This window comes from Desulfofarcimen acetoxidans DSM 771 (assembly GCF_000024205.1).
GTDB lineage: Bacteria > Bacillota > Desulfotomaculia > Desulfotomaculales > Desulfofarciminaceae > Desulfofarcimen > Desulfofarcimen acetoxidans.
Genome location: NC_013216.1, coordinates 314,819 through 337,368, shown reverse-complemented (window position 1 = coordinate 337,368; position 22,550 = coordinate 314,819). Strand labels below are relative to the sequence as shown.

Below are 22,550 nucleotides of genomic sequence, written 5' to 3'. Positions count from 1 at the left end.
ACACTCATTTTCCTTTAATTCTATCTCGCACGGCTTCGTACCGCTATTTTAAAATATATTCTCCATAATCTATAAAATTCCTTCCCTGTTTTCAATACTATTTTTTTTCTAAGAGAAAAAATATTTGTTCTTCTTTTTTTCCATGAATTTCACTAAAAGCATGCCTACAATAAATCCTCCGATATGGGCCCACCAGGCCACTCCGGCAGAACCACTAACCATACCATTGAATATTTGTAGAATAAACCAAAAGGCCAGAAACAATACGGCCGGAATACGAATAAAGGTTATAAAGAAAAAAATCGGCAGCAATGTTAAAACTCTGGCCCGCGGAAACAATACCAAATATGCTCCCAATACACCCGCAATGGCACCGCTGGCACCAACCATAGGCATAGTAGAAAGCGGATCTGCCAACACATGCGCCAGTGTAGCTGTATAACCGCAAATCATATAAAAAATCAGATAGCGAAAATGCCCCATACGATCCTCGACATTATCACCGAATATCCATAAATACAGCATATTTCCCAGCACGTGCAACCATCCGCCGTGAAGGAATATAGCAATGGTAAACAAATAAAACTGTGTAAAAGGGGAAAAATCACTAAAAAAATCTTTCGGTACCACACCATGTGTCATAATATAAACATCCAAATTATTATTTAAAACCAAATATACAAATATAACTAAATTAACTATGATTAAAGATATATTAACCAGAGGAAACCGGCTTGAAGGGATATCATCTTTTAAGGGAATCATTCTCCCACTCCTTAGCTACTGCTGCATTATTGCGTTAGCATTTATACTACTATTATAAGTAATTGTACTAATTTTGTGCTTTTACAATTAATCCTGCACAATATATATTTTTTCCCCACAGTGCATGCACCTGCTATCCTTTAGCCCTTCAATCCTTGTTCTGTAACCTAAGCGACTGATTATTACTTCACCGCATTGGGGACACACGGTATTACTCACATTTAATTCCGCAGCATTACCGGCATACACATAGTTAAGCTTCTCTTTTGCCATACTGCAGGCTATTTTAAGTGTTTCCAGTGGCGTTGCCGGTAAATTCATTTGGTAATTAGGAAAATATCTTGAGAAATGCAGCGGTATATTCTTATTTACTCCCGCTATCCAGTTCACAAGATTACTTATTTCCTCTTCACTGTCGTTTAAGCCTGTGATTAATAAAGTGGTTAGTTCAACATGGCAATTTTGTGAAACAGCTATCTCCACAGTACGCAAAACCGGGGACAAATTGCCGATACAGGTTTTATGGTAGTACTCTTCAGTAAATCCCTTTATATCTATATTCATGGCATCAATATATGGTATTATTTCTCTAAGAGGTTCTTCCCCAATATACCCGTTAGTAACCAGGACATTTTTAAATCCCGCAGCATGAATCAGTTTTGCTGTATCAAGGACAAACTCATACCACATGAGAGGCTCAGAATAAGTATAGGCCAAACCGATACAGTTAACATCAGCTGCCTGCTGCCGGAAGATATCTAGCACCTGCTCCGGAGTTATCCCTACAGTATGAGGGGTTTCGTGAGCAATAGACCAGTTCTGGCAAAAACCACAGCGCAGGTTACAGCCAAAAGTACCCAGTGAAAGTATATTTGTTCCGGGATAGAAGTGGTAAAGCGGCTTTTTTTCAATAGGGTCGATAGCATGTGAAGAACACTCCCCATAATTTAAAGAGTAAAGTGTACCTCCGATATTTTTTCGCGCCCGGCAGAAGCCTGTCCTGTTTTCCCTTATGGTGCAAAGCTTAGGACAGAGACGACAGGCTGCCAAATTATTTTCTTTTTTTTCATAATACATTGCTTCCCGCATAATTATTCTCACATCCACCGTCTAAAAAATAAATAAACAAGAGAGTCGCCTTAAGTGACTTTTGAGCAGCCACAGGCACTTGTGGTCGTTGAAAATTATGACGATTAATATTCGGACAGCAGCTGCTCCGGTGCCGTATAGAACTTAACTGTATCTAATTACTTCAAAGCGTTCCAGTGAAACATCTTGATCAACCCGAATACCGGCTTTTTCTCTGGCTATTTGCACCTGTTGTTCCACGTTGTCCACGCCTTCCAAATTAGGCAATAACAATCCTGACTTATGCCCGCTGCGAACTATTACACCGTATTTCGCGGGATCAAGCTGTTTAATACTGCTTATAGCTTCAGGTTCAGTCAATACATCCACGCTGTAAACCAGATCAGACAGTTCCTCTGGCTGCACCCGTGGAAAACGGTGATCGTGCAGACCGGCGCTCACCGCGTTGACAACTACCTCGTCGGCAATACTCTTTTGCTGGGGAAAAACTGTACCAATACAACCTCTTAGGCGACCTTCTTTTTTGATGCAGACAAAAACTCCGGACTTTTTTCTAAATTCGGGCGGCGCCTGCCCTGTATCCATATCCATAGACTTACCCAATATATTACTTTCCAAACTGTTTCTGGCAAGCTGCACCAAATAACTCTCATTACTGCGGCGCAGCGCTACTTGTTCTTCTCTTATTTCCAACCACCTGTGGCTGAATTTTCTATCTAACGATATTTCTTGCGGTGCCAGAGAGGCAACCATATAACCCACACCAAACGGGCCTTCGTAACTAAGAACTTCCGATTTGATTTTATAGCCGTCTAATGCGCCAAGCAGCATCAGCAGCGGGCGAAAGCCACACTCAGCGGCTCTCTCTAACAGTTCCGGCTGCATCCCGATTATTCCTTCGACATCAGCAGCAGCGGTCAGACGTACAATCGCCCGGTCAAATTCCTCGCCCTTGGGATCATAGCCGCAAGGAGCACCTTTTTTTAAGCAATGAGACATATCTCCGCTGGCCAAAAGAGCAGCCTTTTTGCTATAATTCTGCACTGCTCTTTGGACAGCTATACCAAAGGCATATAGTTCTTCAAAAGGCAGTAATCCCACAGCAATTGCTACCACAGGCAGTTCCACTCCTGACTGTCGCAGAAAATACAGTGGAACCATTAAGCCGTGGTCCAGTTCCAAACTGATTTTATACTTACCCGCTAGCTGCTGATTGAGCTCAACTGCCAGTATCCCGTTTTCATTGGCCGTTTTTATAATTTGTTCAACCAGGCCGGTCTCACAGGTTAAAGTAAACGCCACTTGTGAAGCGCCAAACCGTCCCAAGTTTCCATGCAAAGTCTTGTTGCCGTGAATAGCTATCGCATCCTCAAACACCGGGCTGTGAGGTGATATCATGATTAATATTTCAGCACCGCTGCTTTTAATTCTCCTGCCTATTTCCAACATAGCCTCCGCCGTGTTTTTAACCTGAGCGGCTTCCTTTCCTCCAACTTCCGGGACAACTATAGGCGGGTGAGGACACACTGCACTATAAACCAGTGACATATAAAAACACTTCCCTTCGCACATTTCATTAGTGACTTAAGGATTCAATGAGAAAATAGACTTTGATCTGTTATTTATCCGTTTTCATCAGGATACTAATCTTCTGTTATGCAAATTTAGCATAACAGAATTTATACTTTAATATACTTCTTCTCTTCGGAATCATTCTTAGACATGCACCCATATTCCACTGTGTATAAAATAGCCTCCCAGAACAACAAGAAATACAGCACAGATCAGAACTATAACCCTATATATTGCAGGTTTTATAAAGTTTCGACTCCCGGCAACAGCTGCTGCGACCAGTGCATACCAGATAAAATCCGCCAGTATATGACCGCTGAAGAAAGAAAGCAGGCCGGCTGTTCCATTTTCCAGGGCCAGTGTAATATAACTTAATCCCAGTGTGGCCCACCAGATAGACCAATACGGGTTGGACAATGATACCAGTATCCCGGCAAGCACAGGATGCATTGAGACACCGTGGAGACCACCTGCTTTTATATTCCCGCTAAATGATGTCTCAGAGTTATACCGGCTATCATGATGACTCAGTCGCTCCTTCTCAGGACCGCCATTGTTAGATGGTAAAGATTCTTCATAATGCTCATTTCTTAGTTTGCATTGCTTGTCATATTCACCGGCAACATTTTGCTGCCAAATGTTTTCTATTTTTAGTGACGGGTTTACAGCATTAAAGCTGACGCGAGAAGAGCGGGCCATACTAAAACCCAGATATATTAAAAACACCCCACCGACTACTGCAATAAGAGACTTTACTTCTGATTGAACCAAGAAAGAGGCTAATCCCAAAACTAAAGCGGCAACCAGCAAAGCTTCCAGTATAGCATGGCCCAACACAATCAGCAGCCCGGCTTTAAATCCTTTAACAACTGTTTGCATAATAGTTACAGTCAACAAAGGACCCGGCATGATAGCTCCGGAAAAACCCACCAATAGTGCTGTTGTAAATATTGTTGCATTGTCCATGTAATACCCCCAATATGAGCGGCTATCAAATTTCCGAAAAATTATTCTCTGATTTTTCATTATAGCTCTATTTCTATGTTCTGTATTATTTATGGATTTCCTGCTAAAATAAAAAATCCTGAAATAATATCAGGATGCTTTTTGTGCATAATATTTTACTACACCACTGTATATTGTCCAGGCTATCTTGCTCTGGTAATCCGGTTTTACCATGGCTGACTCTTCCTGAGGATTACTGACAAAACCGATCTCAACAATCACTGCAGGAACTCTGGCTATTCTGGTAGTAAAATAATCCACCTCTTTAGCTTTCCTTTTGCTGTTATGCAAAAAACTGGATAATTCAGCCTGAATCACTTCACTTATTTCCTTACTCTCAACAGAACCAGGTTGAGTAAAAGTCTGAGCACCTTTTTGTCCCGGATCTGAAACAAAACTATTGACATGAATGCTCAAAAATAAATCAGCATTTCTTTCATTGGCCATAGCCACCCGCCTGATTAAATCCTGCCTCTTCCGGGCCAGGAGACTTCCACTGCCCGGGTCACTTAAATCCGTATCATTTTGGCGTGTGAGAATCACTTTTGCCCCCGCCTGTGTAAATAAATCAGCCAAACGTTTGCTTACTTCCAAGGTTATTTCTTTTTCCACTCCTCCGTTTTTCCCTTTTGCTCCAGGATCAATACCTCCGTGTCCCGGATCAATAACAATTATTCTGCCGGCCACTGTCCAGGACAAGGCAGCAATGTACCTGTTCTCAGCATATATATTATATAAATTAATTATAACTGCGGCTAATACAATTCCTACTGTAAACAGAAAAATATTTTTCCTCTTAAACCTAAACACTCTGATTATATTTTTGGCCACATTAGAACCCCCCCGGTATTATCTAAATAAAGATACGCCGGGTTAAGATAAAATATACGCAAATTTATTGCTTAAAGCTATTATACTAAACCTTTGTATAATTATAAACTCATGCTCAATCCTAAATGCAGCAATACCACATATGCGACTTCTTGAATTATTTTAATTTCAGAAAATAAAAAAGGAAGGGCATCCCTTCCTGTTTTTTATTAACGTTTGGAAAACTGAGGTGCACGACGGGCTTTCTTCAAACCGTACTTTCTTCTTTCCTTCATACGCGGGTCACGGGTTAAGAAACCTGCTTTCTTTAATACAGGTCTTAGGTTAGGATCCGCCTGAATCAATGCACGGGCAATACCCATTTTAACCGCGCCTGCTTGACCGCTAACACCGCCGCCTATAACCATAACTTTTATATCAAACTTGCCGGTGGTACCTGTTAATTCCAACGGCTGGCCAATTACTTTTAATAGTGACTTCCGGCCAAAATATTCTTCCATAGAGCGATTATTTACATTAAATTTCCCATCACCCGGCAATAAATAAACGCGGGCAACAGCATTTTTTCTCCGACCTGTTCCATAGAATTGCACCTGGGCCACTTATATTCCCCCTTCCGACGACAGCGGCCAAACTTCTGGCTTCTGAGCCTCATGCGGGTGCTCGCTACCCTTATATACCTTGAGCTTCTTAATCATGCTGCGGCCTAAGCTGTTGTGCGGCAACATTCCTTTAACTGCTTTAGTTACCATTAACTCAGGATTTTTTTGCATCATGGTTTCATAATTGGTCATTTTAATACCGCCTGGGTAGCCTGAATGACGTATATACTGTTTTTGCTGCATTTTCTTGCCGGTTAAAATAACCTTGTCGGCATTAACAATAATTACGTTATCACCTGTATCCACATGCGGTGTATACAGTGGATGGTGTTTTCCTCTTAAAATTTTCGCAACTTCAACTGCCAAACGACCGAGCACTTTGCCTTCTCCGTCAATAACCCACCACTTACGCTTTATTTCATTGGACTTGGCCATAAAGGTTTTCAAACATTTTCCCTCCTTAAATCGGCAAAACAAGCTATGTACACGGCAACACGGGGCATGTGGACTGCCGGTCACATAAAGTTATTTTAATACAAAGGATTTCCAGTGTCAAGGCCGATTGCAAACGACATAATCAGTATTCCACCCGCTCCAAAAACAGACCCAGGGCGGGCACTGTAGCGCCGGCCGATTTTCTATCACATTTCTTTAGTATTGTTTCTATCTCACTGTAGTGAATTTTACCGGTACCAACCTGAAGCAGTGTGCCTGTAATGATTCTTACCATGTGATATAAAAAACCATTGCCACGAAAAGTAAAGATAAGCATTTTATCTTTTTCTATTAAATCTATCTGATAGATTGTCCTTATTGTTGATTTAACCAGGCTGCCACTGGCCATAAAGGACTTGAAATCATGCTCTCCGGTAATATGCAAAACAGCCTGGCGCATATCATCCAAATCCAGAGGATAGTTGTATTGATAACTGTACAGTCTGGTAAAGGGGGATACTATCTGATCTCTGCTTATATAATAGCAGTAGGTTTTAGCTAAAGCCGAATAACGGGCATGAAAACCCAAATCCACTTCTTCAGCCGACAGCGCTCTTATATCAGGCGGTAATACACTGTTTAAGGCATAAATCACACGATCTACAGGAATTTGCCAATTGCCAGTAAAAAAGTTAAAAACCTGACCTCTGGCATGAACACCGCTGTCTGTACGTCCAGCAGTTGTAACAGTAATGGTCTCCTTGGCCAAATGGCTCAGTTCCCGCTGCAAGACACCTTGTATTGTAGGCAACCGCTTGCCCTTCTGTATTTGAAAACCGTGATAATTTGTGCCATCATAAGCTAAAATAACTTTGATATTTCTACCACGGTTAATCCTGCCTCAGCCTCCGTTCTATTTCCACACCGCCAGGAATAGTATCAACAAACCAACACTAATCACAATATAATCCTTTTTATTATATTTGTACTGAATATAACTGCTGCGTCCTTCACCACCATGATAGCACCGTGCCTCCATGGCCAGAGCAAGCTCTTCCGCCCTGCGAAAAACACCGGCAAACAACGGCACTATAATGGGAATAACAGTCTTATATATTCCGGCTATACCACTTTGCCCACCGGCAGCGCCCCTGGATTTCTGCGCGTTAATTATCCTCACGGCCTCACCATAAATAGTAGGCAGAAACCTAATGGCAACAGTCATCATTAAAGAAAGCTCATGTACCGGAAATTTTATTTTTTTTAAGGGCTGAAGAAGCATTTCCATAGCCCCGGCTATACTCACCGGTGATGTTGTAAAAGTTAGAACAGAAGCAAGAGTCATTACCAGAGTCATGCGCAACAGCAACATGCCACCCAGGCTAATACCCTCCCTCGTAACTTTGAACCAACCCCACTTAATGATAATTGAGCCCGGTGTAAACAGTAACTGAAAAATCAGTAGAAAAATCATAAACAGCCACAAAGCTGACCAAGCTCTGAGAATTATTTTCGGTTGTATCTCCGACAAATATACAATTACGATTGATATTACTGACAATGCTATAAGCTTAAACCAGCTCTCAGCTAAAAAAACGGATGCTCCTATAAATAAGGATGCAATAAGTTTAGCCCGTGGATCTAAAAAATGGATAAATGAATTGCCGGGCAAATACCTGCCAAAAGAAATACCCTCACGCAAAACTAATCCTCCACGTACTATTTTTTACACGCTTTCAATATTTCCGCCACTGCTTCGTCAATTGTCAGAACATCGGTACGCACCTTTTTACCGCGTTTTTCTAATCCCAACATCAGCTCTAACGCAGGCGGTAAAGCCAAACCCGAACCAGGCAGATTATAATATCTGGAATATAATTCACGCGGTGTACCGCTAAAAAGAACCTTAGCCTGATGCAGTACAAGCACTCTATCAACCATCGAAGCAACTTCTTTAAGATTGTGAGTGACTATAAGCACAGTTGTATTATTTTCTAATTGCAATTCCTTTAAGTGACGCAACAGATCTATGGCAACCCTCGGTTCCAGTCCCGCCGTAGGCTCATCCAATACCAGGATTTCCGGTTCAATAGCCAAAACACCGGCAACTGCCACCCGGCGTTTTTGACCACCACTTAAATTTAATGGTGATTCGTCTTTTATAAATTCATAATCTAAACCAACCTTTTTAAGTGCATATCTTACACGCCTATCAACCTCAGTATTAGGCAGTTTGAGATTACGTGGTCCAAATGCTACATCTTTATACACTGTATCTTCAAAAAGTTGGTTTTCCGGGTACTGAAATACCAAACCTACCATACGCCAAAGAGAACGCCGGTGTTTTTTTTCTGAGGTAGCTACACCTTTCACCAGTACCTGGCCTTTATAAGGCAGTAAAATACCGTTAATATGTTGCACTAAAGTAGACTTGCCTGACCCGGTAGCACCGACAACCGCAACCATTTCACCCTGCTCAACGTTAAAACTAACAGCGGATAATGATTTCTTTTGTATTGATGTGCCGGCATGATAAATTTGATCTACGGAACAAAATTCTATTATTGACATAGATAATTCACCAGATCCTCTGAGTCAAGCAAATCTAAAGGTACAGCTAGCCCGGAAATACTCAGCCTCCGGCAAATCTCAGGTATATCAGGAAGATCCAAGCCGCATTCGTGCAAAAGTTCTCTTTGTTGAAAAACTTTTCTCGGCGGCCCGTCCAGTATTATTTGGCCCTTGTTTAAAACCCATATCCTATCTGACAAGGCTGCCTCGTTCATATCGTGCGTTATATTTACAACTGTTAAACCTGTTTCCTTGTGCAGATTGGATATTATTTTCAATAAACGATAGCGACCCGCACAATCCAGCATAGAAGTAGCCTCGTCTAAAACCAAGCATTTTGGTTTCATAGCCAGTACCCCGGCTAAGGCTAATCTCTGCTTTTCACCACCTGACAGAAAATCAGGTGTGAAGTTGCGATAGCCTGCCAATCCAACAGTTTCTAAAGCCATTACTACCCTTTGTTTAATTTCGGCCGCATCTACTCCCAAATTTTCCGGACCAAAAGCTACATCTTCTTCTACAACTGACGCAACTATCTGGTTGTCGGGATTCTGAAACACCATACCTACTGTTTGTCTGACTGCTAACAGATTATTTTGATTGGCCGTGTCCATACCGTCAACCGCCAAACTTCCGCTCGTAGGAAGCAACAACCCGTTTAGGTGTTTGGCCAGAGTGGTTTTCCCCGAACCATTCCCGCCAATCAAAGCCAAATATTCACCTGCACGGACTTGCTTATTAATAAAATTTAGAACCTGTTTTTCGATAGTCCTTTGGAAGTAACTAAAGCAAAGGTCATTCAGTTGAAACAATACCTTCTGCAAAATAAACCGATACTAATTATACGAGTTCCAGTATTACCATATCTGCCGCGTCACCACGTCTGGCACCCAGCTTAATTATTCTGGTATAACCGCCTTGCCTCTCAGAATATTTAGGAGCAATAGTGTCAAAAAGTTTACCTACGACTTTTTCGTCCCAAACATACTGCAATACCTGCCGGCGGGCAGCCAGGTCGCCGCGCTTACCCAGGGTGATCAGCTTCTCAGCAATACGCCTGATTTCCTTAGCTCTGGCCTCTGTAGTTGTAATTTTTTCTTTATCTAAAAGTGAAGTTACCAAACTACGAAACATTGCTCTTCTATGACTGGAAAGCAACCCCAACTTGCGGTATCCCATCCGTATTCCCCCCTTACTCTTCAGATTCCTTCAAGGACACACCTAGTTCATTGAGTTTTTGAATAACCTCTTCCAATGACTTTTTACCCAGGTTTCTAACTTTCATCATATCTTCTTCGTTACGTTGAATCAATTCTTCTACTGTATTAATACATGCTCTCTTCAGGCAATTATATGAGCGAACAGAAAGATCGAGTTCTTCAATAGTCATTTCCATGATCTTATCTTTTTTCTCTTCTTCTTTTTCCACCATTATTTCAACATCTTTGGTTTCTTCAGTCAGTCCTATAAATAACTGCAGATGTTCACTCATAATTTTAGCTGCCAGACTGGCTGCTTCATCAGGATGAATACTTCCGTCTGTCCATATCTCAATAGAAAGTTTGTCATAATCAGTACGCTGACCGACACGTGTATTTTCCACTGAATAATTTACTTTATAGACAGGTGTAAAGATAGAATCTATCGGTATAACACCTATTATCGGCTCACCCTTCTTATTTCGTTCAGCCGAAAAATAGCCCCTACCTCTCGCAATAGTTATATCCATAGATAGACGACCGTTAGCAGCCAGGGTAGCAATGTACATATCCGGATTTAATATTTCCACGTCACTGTCAGGAACTATGTCACCGGCCCTCACTTCACCTTCACCCTGAGCTTCTATCCGTAAGATTTTTTCATCAGCTTCGCCATGCATTTTCAAACGCAGGCTTTTCAGATTCAGGATAATGTCGGTAACGTCTTCTCTAACCCCCGGCACGGTTGAAAACTCATGTAAGACTCCATCGATTTTTACCGAAGTTACCGCCACCCCTGGCAAAGAGGAAAGCAATATACGCCGTAAGGAATTACCCAGCGTAATACCGTATCCCCTCTCCAGCGGTTCAACGATAAATTTACCGTAAGTATTGTCTTCATTTGTTTCAACACACTCAATACGTGGTTTCTCAATTTGCATACTTCTTTCGATAACCCTCCTTTAGCCGGATTTGCCTGTATCAGACCGCCGACTTACCTGGAGTAGAGTTCTACAATCAGGTGTTCCTGAACCGGTGCGTCAATTTCATCCCGCCTCGGCAATGCTACAATCCTGCCCTGAGCCGCGTCACTGTCATATTCCAGCCATGCCGGACGTGTCTTTTCTGCTGCCCGTTCCATTAATTCCTTTATCCTGGGAGAATCTTTGCTGCCTTCCCGAATGCCGATTACATCGCCGACTTTTACCAGGAATGACGGTATATCAACTTTTCTGCCGTTAACAGTAAAGTGACCGTGAGTTACCAGCTGTCTTGCTTCCACTCTTGATGCACCTAAACCCATACGGAATATTACATTGTCCATACGTCTTTCTAAAAGCCGGAGCAGGTTTTCACCGGTAATACCCTGCTGGCGATCGGCTCTGTCAAAATAGGTACGGAATTGCTTCTCCAGCACACCGTAGATACGGCGCACTTTTTGTTTTTCTCTGAGCTGTGTACCGTACTCAGACACTTTTCGTCTGGATTGCCCGTGTTGGCCGGGAGGATAACTTCTCCGATCAATGGCGCACTTGTCAGAGTAACAACGGTCACCTTTTAAATATAACTTCAAGCCTTCACGGCGACAAAGTTTACATTGAGGGCCTGTATATCTTGCCATAGTTTGGTTGATTCCTCCTTTAGACTCTCCGGCGCTTCGGTGGACGACAGCCATTATGCGGAATAGGAGTAACATCTTTTATAAGGTTTACTTCTAAACCGGCTGCCTGCAATGAGCGAATAGCTGCTTCTCTTCCGGCTCCGGGGCCCTTAACCATTACTTCAACTTCTTTCAAGCCATGTTCCATGGCAGCTTTAGCTGCTGTTTCAGCTGCAAGTTGAGCGGCAAATGGCGTACTCTTACGGGAACCTTTAAAACCAACGCCACCCGCGCTAGCCCATGAAATAGCATTTCCTTTAATATCGGCTATGGTTACGATAGTATTATTAAAGGTCGACTTAATATGGGCAACACCTTGCTCTATATTTTTTCGTTCACGACGTTTGGTTCTTACTGTGCGTCGAGCCACATCTTATCCCCCCTACGCTACTTTTTTCTGCGTACGCCTACTGTCCTCTTCGGGCCTTTGCGAGTACGGGCATTGGTTTTAGTTTTCTGCCCACGTACCGGCAACCCACGACGGTGACGAAGGCCTCGGTAGCAGCCTATTTCGATTAGACGCTTAATATTTAAAGCAATTTCACGTCTCAAGTCACCCTCAATTTTACAGTTCTTTTCAATTTCTTCTCTTAACTTGTTTATTTCATCTTCAGTTAAGTTACGAATACGTGTATCCGGGTTAACCCCGGTTTTCTCGATGATTTTCTGCGATGTCTTTTTACCGATGCCATATATATAAGTTAAACCTATTTCCACACGTTTTTCCCTGGGCAGGTCAACACCAGCAATTCTGGCCATATAAGCATTGCACCTCCGTTTCTACCCCTGAACCTGCTTGTGTTTGGGGTTGTCACATATAACCATGACTTTGCCTTTTCTACGAATAATCTTACACTTTTCGCATATGGCTTTAACTGAGCTTCTTACTTTCACTGTAACCCCTCCCTTGACGGGTTAATATACTTATTTATACCTGTAGATAATCCGCCCCCTGGTAAGATCATATGGTGACAACTCAACCATCACCCTATCCCCTGCCAGGATTCTGATAAAATTCATTCTTATTTTTCCAGATACATGTGCCAGCACTTTATGTCCGTTATCTAATTCAACTCGGAACATTGCATTGGGCAGCGGCTCAATAACTTTACCTTCAACTTCGATTACATCTTGCTTTGACATTAGTTCTAACCCAACCCCCTTACTTACGAAAAAACTTTTTGCATGGCTTTTATCGAGTTCGGTTCTTTATTAAGATCTCTAGAGCCTTATGCACCTCTAAGTCAGACACTCTTTGGCCCGCAAGAAGTTCTTTTTCTATCTCATCTATAATAACAGGGTATGCCTTTAGGTGTTTCACATTTTTCTTTTTTGGACGGTCTGCTTTGCGTCCCAGTCCATCCACTAATAAGGCTCTGGATGTATCTGCCACATCCCAAACCAAGTAGTATTTACCCGCATCCCGGCCTGATACTGACTGAACTAATTGGCCGATTTTGAGTTTACCACTCATTTATAAGTGAAACCCCCCTGCACAATTATCACATTCATAGCCTTATTTGAGCCTGGTTAATATCTCAGGCTCATTATCAGTAATAGCTATGGTATGCTCATAATGTGACGACAGTTTACGGTCCTTGGTAACTACTGTCCAATTATCGGGTAAAGTACGCACTTCATAAGTACCCATATTTACCATAGGTTCTATTGCTAATGTCATGCCAGCCTGCAACCTGGGCCCCCGGCCCGGCTTACCGAAGTTAGGTACTTGAGGTTCCTCGTGCATGCTGCTTCCTATTCCATGGCCCACATAATCACGAACAACTGAAAAACCATGTTCCTCTACATATTTCTGAACAGCATTCGATATGTCAGAGAGCCGGTTGCCGATTTTGGCCTTGGCAATTCCGGCATAAAATGATTCCTCAGTAACCTTAATCAGCCGCCAGGCTTCATCGGACACCTTGCCTACCGCCAAAGTAACCGCACAATCCCCAAAATAACCGTTTACCTCCGTGCCAATGTCTATACTTATAATATCACCGTTTTCCAGCTTTCTTAAACCAGGGATACCATGCACCACTTCCTCATTCACAGACGAACAGATAGTAGCAGGGAACCCATATAGACCTTTAAATGCCGGTCTTGCGCCACAGCTTCTGATATACTCCTCCGCCAGCCGGTCGAGTTCTTTTGTAGTAACACCGGGCTGCACGGCACCTGCTAATTTAGCCAGTGCTTCAGCAGCAATTTTACCGGCCTCCCGCATGTACATTAACTCCCTTTCGGATTTGCATGTAATCATAAAGCCCTCTCAAAAACCTTTATTTTATAAAACCCTGGTAGCTCCTCATTAACAGGTGTGATTCAACCTGTTTCATGGTATCTAAAGCTACGCCCACAACAATTAGAAGCGCCGTGCCTCCGAAATAGATATTCGGTATTCTGGTAGCCAGCAGTACAAAGTTAGGCAATATAGCAATTATAGCTAAAAATACTGCTCCGGCCAAAGTGACTCTGCTCATCACCCGGCCAATATACTCGGCTGTTGGCCTTCCCGGTCTTAGTCCGGGTATGAACCCGCCATATTTTTTTATGTTATCGGCAATGTCAATCGGATTCATAATTACAGCCGTATAAAAATAAGTGAAGCCAATAACTAAGAGAGCGTAGAAAACTGTATGCAAGAAACTGCCCCACGTAAAGACGCTTAAAAACCAATCAGCCACCGCGTGACCTGCAAACCAGCCAGCAACTGTTTGCGGGAACAAAAGAATTGATGAAGCAAAGATTACAGGTATAACACCTGCCTGGTTCACTTTTAAAGGTATATGTGTTGTTTGACCGCCATATACCCGGCGACCTACCACACGCTTAGCGTACTGAACCGGGATTCTCCTTTGCCCTTCCTGTACTGCCACGATAGCCGCAATTACCGCCGCACCTATGATTATTAAGCCTAGTACACTGAATATATTAATAGTTCCTGTTTTAAAATACTGTACGATATTTACAATTCCGGCAGGAACTCTGGATACTATACCGGCAAAAATCAATAGTGATATACCGTTACCGATGCCCTTTTCCGTTATTTGTTCGCCTAGCCACATCAGAAATACCGTGCCAGCCGTTAGGCTTATGGCCACCGTAAGATATGAGGTGACATTGGGGTGCAACAGAATTCCTTTATTGCGAAGGGCAAAAACCATTCCTATACCCTGAATGAAGGCTAAAACAGCAGTGGTGTAACGAGTAATCTGGGTAATTTTACGCCTGCCTTCCTCGCCCTCTTTAGCTAATTTTTCCAAATGGGGTATGACAACCGTTAAAAGCTGCATAATAATTGATGCGTTAATATACGGTGTGATACTCATAGCCAGTATAGAAAAGTTCTTAAAAGCACCACCGGAAATTACATCAAAGAATCCGAATAGCGCACCGCTTTTAATTAAATCAGCTATAACCGAGGGATTTACACCGGGTACGGGTATGTGCGCTCCCAACCGAAAGACAAATAACATAGCCAGTGTAAAAAGAAGCTTATTGCGCAGTTCACCTATTTTAAAAGCGCTCTGCAGGCCATTTAGCAAATTAAATCACCTCTGCTTTGCCGCCGGCTGCCTCAATCTTCTCAACAGCAGCTTTACTAAAAGCATTTGCCTGTACAGTAAGTGACTTTTTTAATTCTCCATGCCCCAATATTTTTACGCCGTCCTTAAATTTTCTGATCAGCCGGCACTCTTTTAACATTTCAGGTGTTATTGTTTCACCGTTTTCAAAACGGTTCAAATCGTCTACATTGATAGCGGCAATTTCTTTAGCAAAAATATTATTAAAACCTCTTTTAGGCAGGCGACGCTGTAAAGGCATTTGACCACCTTCAAAACCGGGCCTTACACCACCGCCGGAACGGGCGTTCTGTCCTTTGTGTCCGCGCCCGGCAGTCTTTCCGTTACCGGAACCTATGCCCTGCCCTTTGCGCTTAGGTTCTTTTCTGGCGCCGGGGTTAGGCTTTATTTCATGTAAAAACAACGCTTACACCCCCTATACTTCTTCAATCTTTAATAAATGGGAAACCTTATTAATCATACCTCGTACGATAGGTGTATCTTTTTTTACTACACTACTGTTCAGCTTCCTCAAACCAAGGGCTCTCACGTTGTCCCGCTGTTTCTGAGGCCTGCCGATGCAACTTCTGACCAAGGTAATCTTTAAGTCGGCCACAGCCTTCCCCCCTAACTTAGCAGTTCTTCCAGTGTTTTCCCCCTGCTACGGGCAACTTCTTCAGGTGTTTTCAAACTCTCAATAGCTGCCATAGTAGCATGCACCATATTGTTTGCGTTATTGGAGCCAAGCGACTTGGTAAGAATATCTCTTACTCCGCCCAACTCAAGAATCGCGCGAACCGGGCCTCCGGCTATTACACCGGTACCGGCTGAAGCGGGTTTCAGCAAAACTCTGCCGGCGCCAAACCGCCCTATTACTTCATGCGGTATCGTCGTGCCTGACAGAGGAATCCGAATCAAATGTTTCTTAGCATCCTCAATACCTTTGCGAATAGCTTCCGGCACCTCTCCGGCCTTGCCCAGCCCGGCTCCCACGTGACCGTTGCCATCACCTACTACAACAAGTGCCGAAAAACTAAACCTGCGTCCACCTTTTACTACTTTAGCAACACGGTTAATGTATACAATCTTCTCAGAGAGCTCCAGCTTATTGGGATCAATCGCTGCCATTCTAACTATATCCCCCCTTGTCCTAAAATTCCAAGCCGCCTTTTCTGGCTGCTTCCGCCAACGCCTTAACCCGCCCGTGATAAAGATACCCGGCCCGGTCAAAAACCACAGTATTAATTCCTTTTTCCAGTGCCTTCTTAGCTATCAGTTCGCCAACTGCCAACGCAGCCACTACATTCCCATATGAATCCAGTTTGCTCTTCACTTCAGGCTCAAGTGACGATGCTGTTGCTAAGGTAATTCCTTTTTCATCATCAACAATCTGAGCATAAATATGATTCAAACTGCGAAAAACATTTAATCTAGGACGGCTGCCAGTACCTGATACTTTTTTACGTACACGTCTGCGCCGTTTTTCCCGTTCTACACTACGGTCAATTTTGGAAATCACCTTATGTCACTCCTTTCCCCGCTACTGCTTAAAACCCGCAGGCTTATCTGGCTTTACCCGCTTTACCTGCTTTACGACGAACATACTCGCCCTCATACTTAATACCTTTACCCTTGTAAGGTTCAGGCTCACGCACAGCCCTTATCTTGGCTGCTAATTGGCCGACCTTTTCCTTATCAATGCCCTTAACAATAACTCTGTTATTAGCAGGAACCTCTATTTGCAAATCGTCAGCCGGTTCAAACTCCACAGGGTGTGAGTAACCTACGGCCAACACCAGTTTCTTCCCCTGTAAACTCGCTCTGTACCCTACGCCGACCAGTTCCAAGGTTTTCTGATAGCCCTGGGTTACGCCTGTAACCATATTGAAGAGCAAGGTTCTGGTTAAGCCATGCAAAGATTTATGCTTTTTGTCTTCGGACGGTCGTTCAACTGTAACAACATTATCTTCTTTTTTCAGAATCATGTCTTTATGCAGTTGCCGTTCCAATTCCCCCTTGGGTCCCTTAACCTTTACCTTATTACCCTCTATAGAAATATCGACTCCTTGCGGCACGGCAATAGGCAGCTTACCAATTCTCGACATACTGTTACACCTCCTTACGTGCGGCGTCTACCAGATATAACAAACGACTTCTCCGCCTAAACCTTGTTTTCTTGCTTTTTTATCGGTCATTATACCATTCGAAGTGGAAATAATAGCAATACCAAGACCACCTAAAACTCTGGGAACCTGATCTTTTCTGGCATATACCCTTAAGCCAGGCTTGCTGATTCTCTTCAAACCGGTTATAACTCTTTCTTTGGTTGTTCCGTATTTTAAATAAACCCGAACTATTCCCTGTTTTCCGTCCTCAATATACTCAACATCTCTGACAAAGCCTTCTTCTTTCAGAATATTGGCGATAGCACGTTTTACCTTCGATGCGGGTGCTTCCACTTTATCGTGGAAAACCATATTAGCATTGCGAATACGTGTCAAGAAATCGGAAATCGGATCGGTCATAACCATGAAAACTACCTCCTTCCTGCTTACCAACTGGCCTTTCTTATGCCCGGAATTTCACCTTTATAAGCTAGTTCACGAAAGCATATCCGGCAAATACCGAATTTACGCAAATACGCATGCGGGCGACCACAAAGCTTACACCTGTTGTGATCACGAACTTTAAACTTGGATGCCCGCTGTGCCTTGATTTTCATGGATGTTTTAGCCAATTAAAGTACCTCCTTTTTAGGCTGCCTTCTTAGTTGGCCTTAAAAGGCATGCCCATGAGACGTAAGAGCTCACGTCCCTCTTCATCAGTTTTGGCCGTGGTAACAAATATAATGTCCATACCTCTTATTTTGTCAACCTTATCATATTCAATTTCCGGAAAGATAATCTGCTCGCGCAAGCCTAATGTATAGTTGCCCCTGCCGTCAAAAGATTTGGGAGATACCCCGCGAAAATCCCTGACTCTGGGCAAAACAATACTGACTAATTTGTCCGCAAATTCGTACATGCGCTCGCCTCGTAAAGTAGTCTTGCAGCCTATCGGCATACCGGCACGCAATTTAAAAGCCGCGATAGATTTTTTAGCCTTGGTAACTATCGGCTTCTGCCCTGTAATCTTAACCATATCTCCAACAGCGGCATCAATCGCTTTTGAATTCTGGGCTGCCTCACCTACACCCATATTGACTACTACCTTCTCCAGCTTGGGAACTTCCATAATATTTTTATAGCCGAATTTATTTTGCATTGCTGATACAATTTCATTATTATACTTATCCTTCAACCTGACCAAAGTTTCTTACCTCCTTTCCCAAAAGCGCTAATCAATTACCTCACCACATTTTTTACATGTGCGCACTTTTTTTCCGTCATCCAGTACACGCTTGCCAATGCGGGTTGGTTTGCTGCATCTATTACAAATAAGCATCACATTGGAGCTGTGAATAGGTGCCTCTTTTTCCACGATACCACCTTGAGGCATAGTTTGAGTGGGCTTGGTATGTCTTTTGACTTTATTAAGTCCTTCAACAATAACTCGCTCTTTTTTAGGCAAAACGGATATTATTTTACCTTTTTTGCCTTCACTTTTGCCGCTCAAAACCAATACGGTATCACCTTTCCGGACATGTACTTTAGGCATATGTTACACCTCCCGAACAAATTACATTTGCCGTAATTTTTAGTTTAGCTATAAATAAAGACTTAAATTACCTCGGGTGCCAGTGAAACAATTTTCATATAATCCTTATCTCTGAGCTCTCTGGCTACAGGTCCAAAAATACGTGTCCCACGAGGACTTTTATCATCTTTAATAATTACAGCGGCATTTTCATCAAACTTGATATAGGTTCCGTCGTTCCGCCTTAGTTCTTTTTTAGTGCGAACCACGACAGCTTTAACCACATCGCCTTTCTTAACAACGCCGCCAGGTGTAGCTTCTTTAACAGAACAAACTATCGTGTCACCTATTCTGGCATATTTACGATGAGCACCGCCCAGTACGCGGATACAAAGCAGTTTGCGCGCTCCCGTGTTATCTGCTACATTAAGCCTGGTTTCAGCTTGAATCACTTGCCTTACCCCCTTTAAGCAGTAGATTTACGAGACGTCCTCGTTAAATCTGCTTGCCTCTTTCCAATATCTCTATAACTCTCCATCTCTTTTCCTTAGAGAGTGGTCTTGTTTCCATGATACGAACAGTATCACCCGTCCGGCAACTGTTTTCCTCGTCATGGGCTTTAAATTTTTTTGATGTTCGTATGGTTTTATTATACAGCTTATGCGGTGTTATTGTTTCAACCGATACTACAACTGTTTTATCCATTTTATTACTAACAACCCGGCCCACACGAATCTTGCGGTTGTTACGTTCTTCCATGCACTTACCCCCTCTGCAGTAAAGCCCTACCTTATGCCTAGTTCACGCTCACGTATAATTGTTTTTACTTTAGCCATTCTGCGGCGTACTTCTTTTAATTTCATAGGGTTATCTAATTGTCCGGTAGCCAACTGAAAACGCAGTTTAAACAACTCATCTTTTGAATCCGTGAGTTTTCTATTTAATTCATCTTCCGTCATTTCCCGCAACTCTTTAGCTTTATCCTTAGCCTTCATTGGCCTCACCTACTTCCCCGCGCTTAACGAACTTGGTTTTAATAGGCAGTTTATGCGATGCCAACCGCATGGCTTCACGCGCTATCTCCTCGGATACCCCAGCCAATTCAAACATAATCCTGCCAGGCTTAACTACAGCCACCCAGTGCTCAGGTGAACCTTTACCGCTGCCCATACGTGTTTCAGCCGGCTTAGCTGTAATAGGTTTATCAGGGAAAATTCTAATCCAAACCTGACCGCCTCTCTTGATATATCTGGTCATGGCAATACGTGCTGCCTCAATCTGGCGGTTGGTGATCCAAGATGCCTCAAGCGCCTGCAATCCAAATTCGCCAAAGTTTACTTCTTTGCCGCCTTTAGTTTTCCCTTTAATACCGCCTCTGTGTGGTCTACGGTACTTTACCCTCTTTGGAATCAGCATTCACCTATTCGCCTCCTTTTGCGTCAGCTTTTTTAGCCTCCGGCAAAACTTCTCCCTTATAAATCCATACTTTTATGCCGATTTTACCGTAGGTCGTATCGGCCTCGGCGAAACCGTAATCTATATCAGCTCTTAAAGTATGTAGAGGAACCTTGCCCTCACTATACCACTCCGCTCTGGCTATTTCGGCACCGCCCAACCTGCCGCTGCAAGCTATTCTGATGCCTTTGGCACCCATTTTCATGGCGCGTGATACATTTTGCTTCATTGCTCTTCTAAAAGCTATTCTCTTTTCAATAGCCTGTGCAATGTTCTCAGCAACCAATTGCGATTCGATTTCCGGTACCTTAATCTCAACTATATTAATATTAACTTGTTTGCCGGTCAGCTTTTCCAGTTGCTTTCTCAGAGATTCAACTTCAGTACCGCCGCGACCGATTACAATACCCGGTTTAGCTGTGTGGATAGATATCTTAACCCTGTTGGCAGCCCGCTCTATTTGAATCCGGGAAACACCGGCCGGGTATAACTTCTTCTTAATGTGTTTTCTAATATTTACATCTTCCAGCAAAAGGCCGGAAAAATTCTTTTTATCAGCAAACCATTTGGCTTCCCAGTCTTTGATTATGCCAATCCGCAAGCCTTTGGGATTAACCTTCTGCCCCACGTTATCCCTCCTTCTTTTCCCTTACCACAATTGTTATGTGGCTGGTTTTCCTGCGCTTCAGATCCGCTCTTCCCATAGCTCTAGGATTAAAACGCTTTAATGTCGGACCTTGATCCACGAAAGCTTCGGCTACATAGAGGTTATCTTTATTTGCATCATTATTATGCTCAGCATTGGCTGACGCAGACTTTACAACCTTTGCCACCGCCACTGAACCCCGGTTAGGAATATACTTTAAAATTGCCAAGGCTTCCGCTACCTGTTTGCCACGAATCAAATCAACGACCTGGCGCACTTTCCGCGGGGCGATTCTGATATATTTGGCAACAGCTCTGGCTTCCATCACAAGCCCCCCTTTCGAGCAGTTTTCTAAAATCTATTTCAATGATGTAGATCTTTCGGTGTGTGATCCGTGTCCTCTGAATGTTCTGGTTGGTGAGAATTCCCCAAGTTTGTGACCAACCATATCTTCAGTTACATATACAGGCACATGCTTTCTCCCGTCATGCACTGCTATTGTATGACCGATCATCTGCGGGAAAATTGTGGAACGACGGGACCATGTTTTGATAACTTTCTTGTCACCGGTTTCGTTCATCTTTTCAATCCTAGATAACAGCCGTTCTTCACAATAAGGTCCCTTTTTCAAGGAGCGACCCATATTTACGCCTCCTTTCGCATACACGGCGCCTTAAGTCCTAATAATTATTTTTTGTTCCGCCTCTTAACGATAAGTTTATCGCTGTTCTTTTTCTTTCTGGTACGAGCTCCCAGAGCAGGCTTACCCCAAGGTGTTACAGGGTTGCGTCCCACAGGTGAGCGTCCCTCACCACCGCCGTGCGGGTGGTCAACCGGGTTCATTACAACACCGCGCACTGTCGGGCGAATACCCAACCAGCGTGAGCGTCCGGCCTTACCTACTGTTATATTTTCATGCTCCAGATTGCCGACCTGGCCGATAGTAGCCCGGCACTCCTGTAAAAATAATCTCATTTCACCGGAAGGCATTCTGACGTGTGCATACTTGCCTTCTTTAGCCATCAACTGTGCTGATGTCCCTGCTGAACGCACTAATTGACCGCCATGTCCGGGATATAGTTCAAGATTATGAATGATTGTACCTACAGGCATATTCTTTAGCTGCAGGGCATTGCCGACTTTAATGTCAGCCTGCGGACCGGACTCTAAAACCATGCCGGGTTTTACTCCCGCAGGTGCAATAATATAGCGCTTCTCCCCATCGGCATAATGCAATAATGCTATTCTGGCTGAACGATTAGGATCATACTCAATGGTCGCTACCTTTGCCGGTATACCATCTTTATCTCTCTTAAAGTCGATGATCCGGTACATTCTTTTATGTCCGCCCCCCTGGTGGCGCACCGTCAATCTGCCCTGGGCGTTACGGCCACCGGTCTTTTTTAGGGGGCGCAGCAAAGACTTTTCCGGCTTATCAGCAGTAATTTCCTCAAAGCTGGATACTGTCACAAACCGCCTGCCGGGTGACGTCGGTTTAAATTTCTTTACTGCCAT

At 43.3% G+C, this 22,550-nt stretch carries 38 protein-coding genes; all 38 read right to left on the bottom strand.

Annotated features, from left to right (window positions below; all coding sequences use genetic code 11):
• Nucleotides 1-108 precede the first annotated feature (108 nt).
• A complete protein-coding gene (locus DTOX_RS01670; RefSeq protein WP_015756000.1) occupies nucleotides 109-765 on the bottom strand; it encodes a rhomboid family intramembrane serine protease in 657 nt (218 codons plus the stop codon).
• Between the two features lie 87 nt (nucleotides 766-852).
• Entirely contained in the window at nucleotides 853-1,854 is a 1,002-nt protein-coding gene (gene amrS, locus DTOX_RS01665; protein ID WP_015755999.1) for an AmmeMemoRadiSam system radical SAM enzyme, read from the bottom strand.
• A 144-nt stretch (nucleotides 1,855-1,998) separates the two neighbouring features.
• Nucleotides 1,999-3,402, bottom strand: coding sequence for an AmmeMemoRadiSam system protein A (gene amrA, locus DTOX_RS01660; protein WP_015755998.1), 1,404 nt, complete (start codon nucleotides 3,400-3,402; stop codon nucleotides 1,999-2,001).
• Nucleotides 3,403-3,570: 168 nt separating this feature from the next.
• The gene (locus tag DTOX_RS01655; protein ID WP_015755997.1) at nucleotides 3,571-4,392 is read right to left on the bottom strand and encodes a LysE family transporter; all 822 of its coding nucleotides are present in this window, start codon (nucleotides 4,390-4,392) and stop codon (nucleotides 3,571-3,573) included.
• A gap of 129 nt (nucleotides 4,393-4,521) precedes the next feature.
• Entirely contained in the window at nucleotides 4,522-5,262 is a 741-nt protein-coding gene (cwlD, locus tag DTOX_RS01650) for an N-acetylmuramoyl-L-alanine amidase CwlD (RefSeq protein ID WP_015755996.1), read from the bottom strand.
• A 209-nt stretch (nucleotides 5,263-5,471) separates the two neighbouring features.
• A complete protein-coding gene (gene rpsI / locus DTOX_RS01645) occupies nucleotides 5,472-5,864 on the bottom strand; it encodes a 30S ribosomal protein S9 (protein ID WP_015755995.1) in 393 nt (130 codons plus the stop codon).
• Nucleotides 5,865-6,299: a 50S ribosomal protein L13 gene (rplM, locus tag DTOX_RS01640; RefSeq protein WP_042316476.1), complete on the bottom strand. Its 435-nt coding sequence runs from the start codon at nucleotides 6,297-6,299 to the stop codon at nucleotides 5,865-5,867.
• Nucleotides 6,300-6,441: 142 nt separating this feature from the next.
• Nucleotides 6,442-7,176 carry a tRNA pseudouridine(38-40) synthase TruA gene (gene truA, locus DTOX_RS01635; RefSeq protein ID WP_340140015.1) on the bottom strand — a complete coding sequence of 245 codons (735 nt, stop codon included), beginning with the start codon at nucleotides 7,174-7,176 and terminating at the stop codon, nucleotides 6,442-6,444.
• 36 nt (nucleotides 7,177-7,212) lie between these two features.
• Entirely contained in the window at nucleotides 7,213-8,001 is a 789-nt protein-coding gene (locus tag DTOX_RS01630; RefSeq protein WP_015755992.1) for an energy-coupling factor transporter transmembrane component T family protein, read from the bottom strand.
• Nucleotides 8,002-8,018: 17 nt separating this feature from the next.
• Nucleotides 8,019-8,870, bottom strand: coding sequence for an energy-coupling factor transporter ATPase (locus DTOX_RS01625; protein ID WP_015755991.1), 852 nt, complete (start codon nucleotides 8,868-8,870; stop codon nucleotides 8,019-8,021).
• A complete protein-coding gene (locus DTOX_RS01620) occupies nucleotides 8,861-9,682 on the bottom strand; it encodes an energy-coupling factor transporter ATPase (RefSeq protein ID WP_042315251.1) in 822 nt (273 codons plus the stop codon). Before DTOX_RS01620 ends, DTOX_RS01625 begins: the two co-directional genes overlap by 10 nt.
• A gap of 28 nt (nucleotides 9,683-9,710) precedes the next feature.
• On the bottom strand, nucleotides 9,711-10,049 hold the full coding sequence (gene rplQ / locus DTOX_RS01615) for a 50S ribosomal protein L17 (RefSeq protein WP_015755989.1): 339 nt from the start codon (nucleotides 10,047-10,049) through the stop codon (nucleotides 9,711-9,713).
• A 13-nt stretch (nucleotides 10,050-10,062) separates the two neighbouring features.
• Nucleotides 10,063-11,010, bottom strand: a complete 948-nt coding sequence (locus DTOX_RS01610; RefSeq protein WP_015755988.1) for a DNA-directed RNA polymerase subunit alpha — start codon at nucleotides 11,008-11,010, stop codon at nucleotides 10,063-10,065.
• A gap of 53 nt (nucleotides 11,011-11,063) precedes the next feature.
• Nucleotides 11,064-11,690: a 30S ribosomal protein S4 gene (gene rpsD / locus DTOX_RS01605; RefSeq protein ID WP_015755987.1), complete on the bottom strand. Its 627-nt coding sequence runs from the start codon at nucleotides 11,688-11,690 to the stop codon at nucleotides 11,064-11,066.
• Between the two features lie 19 nt (nucleotides 11,691-11,709).
• Nucleotides 11,710-12,099 carry a 30S ribosomal protein S11 gene (gene rpsK / locus DTOX_RS01600; protein ID WP_015755986.1) on the bottom strand — a complete coding sequence of 130 codons (390 nt, stop codon included), beginning with the start codon at nucleotides 12,097-12,099 and terminating at the stop codon, nucleotides 11,710-11,712.
• Nucleotides 12,100-12,116: 17 nt separating this feature from the next.
• Nucleotides 12,117-12,488, bottom strand: coding sequence for a 30S ribosomal protein S13 (rpsM, locus tag DTOX_RS01595; protein ID WP_015755985.1), 372 nt, complete (start codon nucleotides 12,486-12,488; stop codon nucleotides 12,117-12,119).
• A gap of 21 nt (nucleotides 12,489-12,509) precedes the next feature.
• The gene (rpmJ, locus tag DTOX_RS01590) at nucleotides 12,510-12,623 is read right to left on the bottom strand and encodes a 50S ribosomal protein L36 (RefSeq protein ID WP_015755984.1); all 114 of its coding nucleotides are present in this window, start codon (nucleotides 12,621-12,623) and stop codon (nucleotides 12,510-12,512) included.
• 30 nt (nucleotides 12,624-12,653) lie between these two features.
• Nucleotides 12,654-12,872, bottom strand: coding sequence for a translation initiation factor IF-1 (gene infA, locus DTOX_RS01585; protein WP_015755983.1), 219 nt, complete (start codon nucleotides 12,870-12,872; stop codon nucleotides 12,654-12,656).
• 49 nt (nucleotides 12,873-12,921) lie between these two features.
• The gene (locus DTOX_RS01580; protein WP_015755982.1) at nucleotides 12,922-13,203 is read right to left on the bottom strand and encodes a KOW domain-containing RNA-binding protein; all 282 of its coding nucleotides are present in this window, start codon (nucleotides 13,201-13,203) and stop codon (nucleotides 12,922-12,924) included.
• 42 nt (nucleotides 13,204-13,245) lie between these two features.
• A complete protein-coding gene (gene map / locus DTOX_RS01575) occupies nucleotides 13,246-13,995 on the bottom strand; it encodes a type I methionyl aminopeptidase (RefSeq protein ID WP_015755981.1) in 750 nt (249 codons plus the stop codon).
• A gap of 19 nt (nucleotides 13,996-14,014) precedes the next feature.
• Complete coding sequence (gene secY, locus DTOX_RS01570) at nucleotides 14,015-15,280, bottom strand: preprotein translocase subunit SecY (protein ID WP_015755980.1); 1,266 nt, start codon at nucleotides 15,278-15,280, stop codon at nucleotides 14,015-14,017.
• A gap of 1 nt (nucleotide 15,281) precedes the next feature.
• Nucleotides 15,282-15,722 (bottom strand): 50S ribosomal protein L15, encoded by a 441-nt coding sequence (gene rplO / locus DTOX_RS01565; RefSeq protein WP_015755979.1) that lies wholly within the window; start codon nucleotides 15,720-15,722, stop codon nucleotides 15,282-15,284.
• 12 nt (nucleotides 15,723-15,734) lie between these two features.
• Nucleotides 15,735-15,914, bottom strand: coding sequence for a 50S ribosomal protein L30 (rpmD, locus tag DTOX_RS01560; protein ID WP_015755978.1), 180 nt, complete (start codon nucleotides 15,912-15,914; stop codon nucleotides 15,735-15,737).
• A gap of 11 nt (nucleotides 15,915-15,925) precedes the next feature.
• Nucleotides 15,926-16,426, bottom strand: coding sequence for a 30S ribosomal protein S5 (gene rpsE / locus DTOX_RS01555; protein ID WP_015755977.1), 501 nt, complete (start codon nucleotides 16,424-16,426; stop codon nucleotides 15,926-15,928).
• Nucleotides 16,427-16,448: 22 nt separating this feature from the next.
• Nucleotides 16,449-16,817: a 50S ribosomal protein L18 gene (rplR, locus tag DTOX_RS01550; protein WP_015755976.1), complete on the bottom strand. Its 369-nt coding sequence runs from the start codon at nucleotides 16,815-16,817 to the stop codon at nucleotides 16,449-16,451.
• A gap of 43 nt (nucleotides 16,818-16,860) precedes the next feature.
• Complete coding sequence (gene rplF / locus DTOX_RS01545; RefSeq protein WP_015755975.1) at nucleotides 16,861-17,403, bottom strand: 50S ribosomal protein L6; 543 nt, start codon at nucleotides 17,401-17,403, stop codon at nucleotides 16,861-16,863.
• A 27-nt stretch (nucleotides 17,404-17,430) separates the two neighbouring features.
• A complete protein-coding gene (rpsH, locus tag DTOX_RS01540) occupies nucleotides 17,431-17,829 on the bottom strand; it encodes a 30S ribosomal protein S8 (RefSeq protein WP_015755974.1) in 399 nt (132 codons plus the stop codon).
• Nucleotides 17,830-17,849: 20 nt separating this feature from the next.
• Nucleotides 17,850-18,035 carry a type Z 30S ribosomal protein S14 gene (locus DTOX_RS01535; RefSeq protein ID WP_015755973.1) on the bottom strand — a complete coding sequence of 62 codons (186 nt, stop codon included), beginning with the start codon at nucleotides 18,033-18,035 and terminating at the stop codon, nucleotides 17,850-17,852.
• Nucleotides 18,036-18,064: 29 nt separating this feature from the next.
• Complete coding sequence (rplE, locus tag DTOX_RS01530; RefSeq protein ID WP_015755972.1) at nucleotides 18,065-18,607, bottom strand: 50S ribosomal protein L5; 543 nt, start codon at nucleotides 18,605-18,607, stop codon at nucleotides 18,065-18,067.
• 27 nt (nucleotides 18,608-18,634) lie between these two features.
• Nucleotides 18,635-18,955, bottom strand: coding sequence for a 50S ribosomal protein L24 (rplX, locus tag DTOX_RS01525; RefSeq protein WP_015755971.1), 321 nt, complete (start codon nucleotides 18,953-18,955; stop codon nucleotides 18,635-18,637).
• Nucleotides 18,956-19,017: 62 nt separating this feature from the next.
• The gene (rplN, locus tag DTOX_RS01520; RefSeq protein WP_015755970.1) at nucleotides 19,018-19,386 is read right to left on the bottom strand and encodes a 50S ribosomal protein L14; all 369 of its coding nucleotides are present in this window, start codon (nucleotides 19,384-19,386) and stop codon (nucleotides 19,018-19,020) included.
• 43 nt (nucleotides 19,387-19,429) lie between these two features.
• Nucleotides 19,430-19,693, bottom strand: coding sequence for a 30S ribosomal protein S17 (gene rpsQ / locus DTOX_RS01515; RefSeq protein ID WP_015755969.1), 264 nt, complete (start codon nucleotides 19,691-19,693; stop codon nucleotides 19,430-19,432).
• Between the two features lie 26 nt (nucleotides 19,694-19,719).
• Complete coding sequence (gene rpmC / locus DTOX_RS01510; protein ID WP_015755968.1) at nucleotides 19,720-19,929, bottom strand: 50S ribosomal protein L29; 210 nt, start codon at nucleotides 19,927-19,929, stop codon at nucleotides 19,720-19,722.
• The gene (rplP, locus tag DTOX_RS01505; protein ID WP_015755967.1) at nucleotides 19,919-20,350 is read right to left on the bottom strand and encodes a 50S ribosomal protein L16; all 432 of its coding nucleotides are present in this window, start codon (nucleotides 20,348-20,350) and stop codon (nucleotides 19,919-19,921) included. Before rplP ends, rpmC begins: the two co-directional genes overlap by 11 nt.
• 4 nt (nucleotides 20,351-20,354) lie before the next feature.
• The gene (rpsC, locus tag DTOX_RS01500) at nucleotides 20,355-21,017 is read right to left on the bottom strand and encodes a 30S ribosomal protein S3 (protein ID WP_015755966.1); all 663 of its coding nucleotides are present in this window, start codon (nucleotides 21,015-21,017) and stop codon (nucleotides 20,355-20,357) included.
• A gap of 1 nt (nucleotide 21,018) precedes the next feature.
• Nucleotides 21,019-21,360, bottom strand: a complete 342-nt coding sequence (rplV, locus tag DTOX_RS01495; RefSeq protein WP_015755965.1) for a 50S ribosomal protein L22 — start codon at nucleotides 21,358-21,360, stop codon at nucleotides 21,019-21,021.
• Nucleotides 21,361-21,393: 33 nt separating this feature from the next.
• Nucleotides 21,394-21,678 carry a 30S ribosomal protein S19 gene (gene rpsS / locus DTOX_RS01490; RefSeq protein WP_015755964.1) on the bottom strand — a complete coding sequence of 95 codons (285 nt, stop codon included), beginning with the start codon at nucleotides 21,676-21,678 and terminating at the stop codon, nucleotides 21,394-21,396.
• Nucleotides 21,679-21,722: 44 nt separating this feature from the next.
• Complete coding sequence (rplB, locus tag DTOX_RS01485) at nucleotides 21,723-22,550, bottom strand: 50S ribosomal protein L2 (RefSeq protein ID WP_015755963.1); 828 nt, start codon at nucleotides 22,548-22,550, stop codon at nucleotides 21,723-21,725.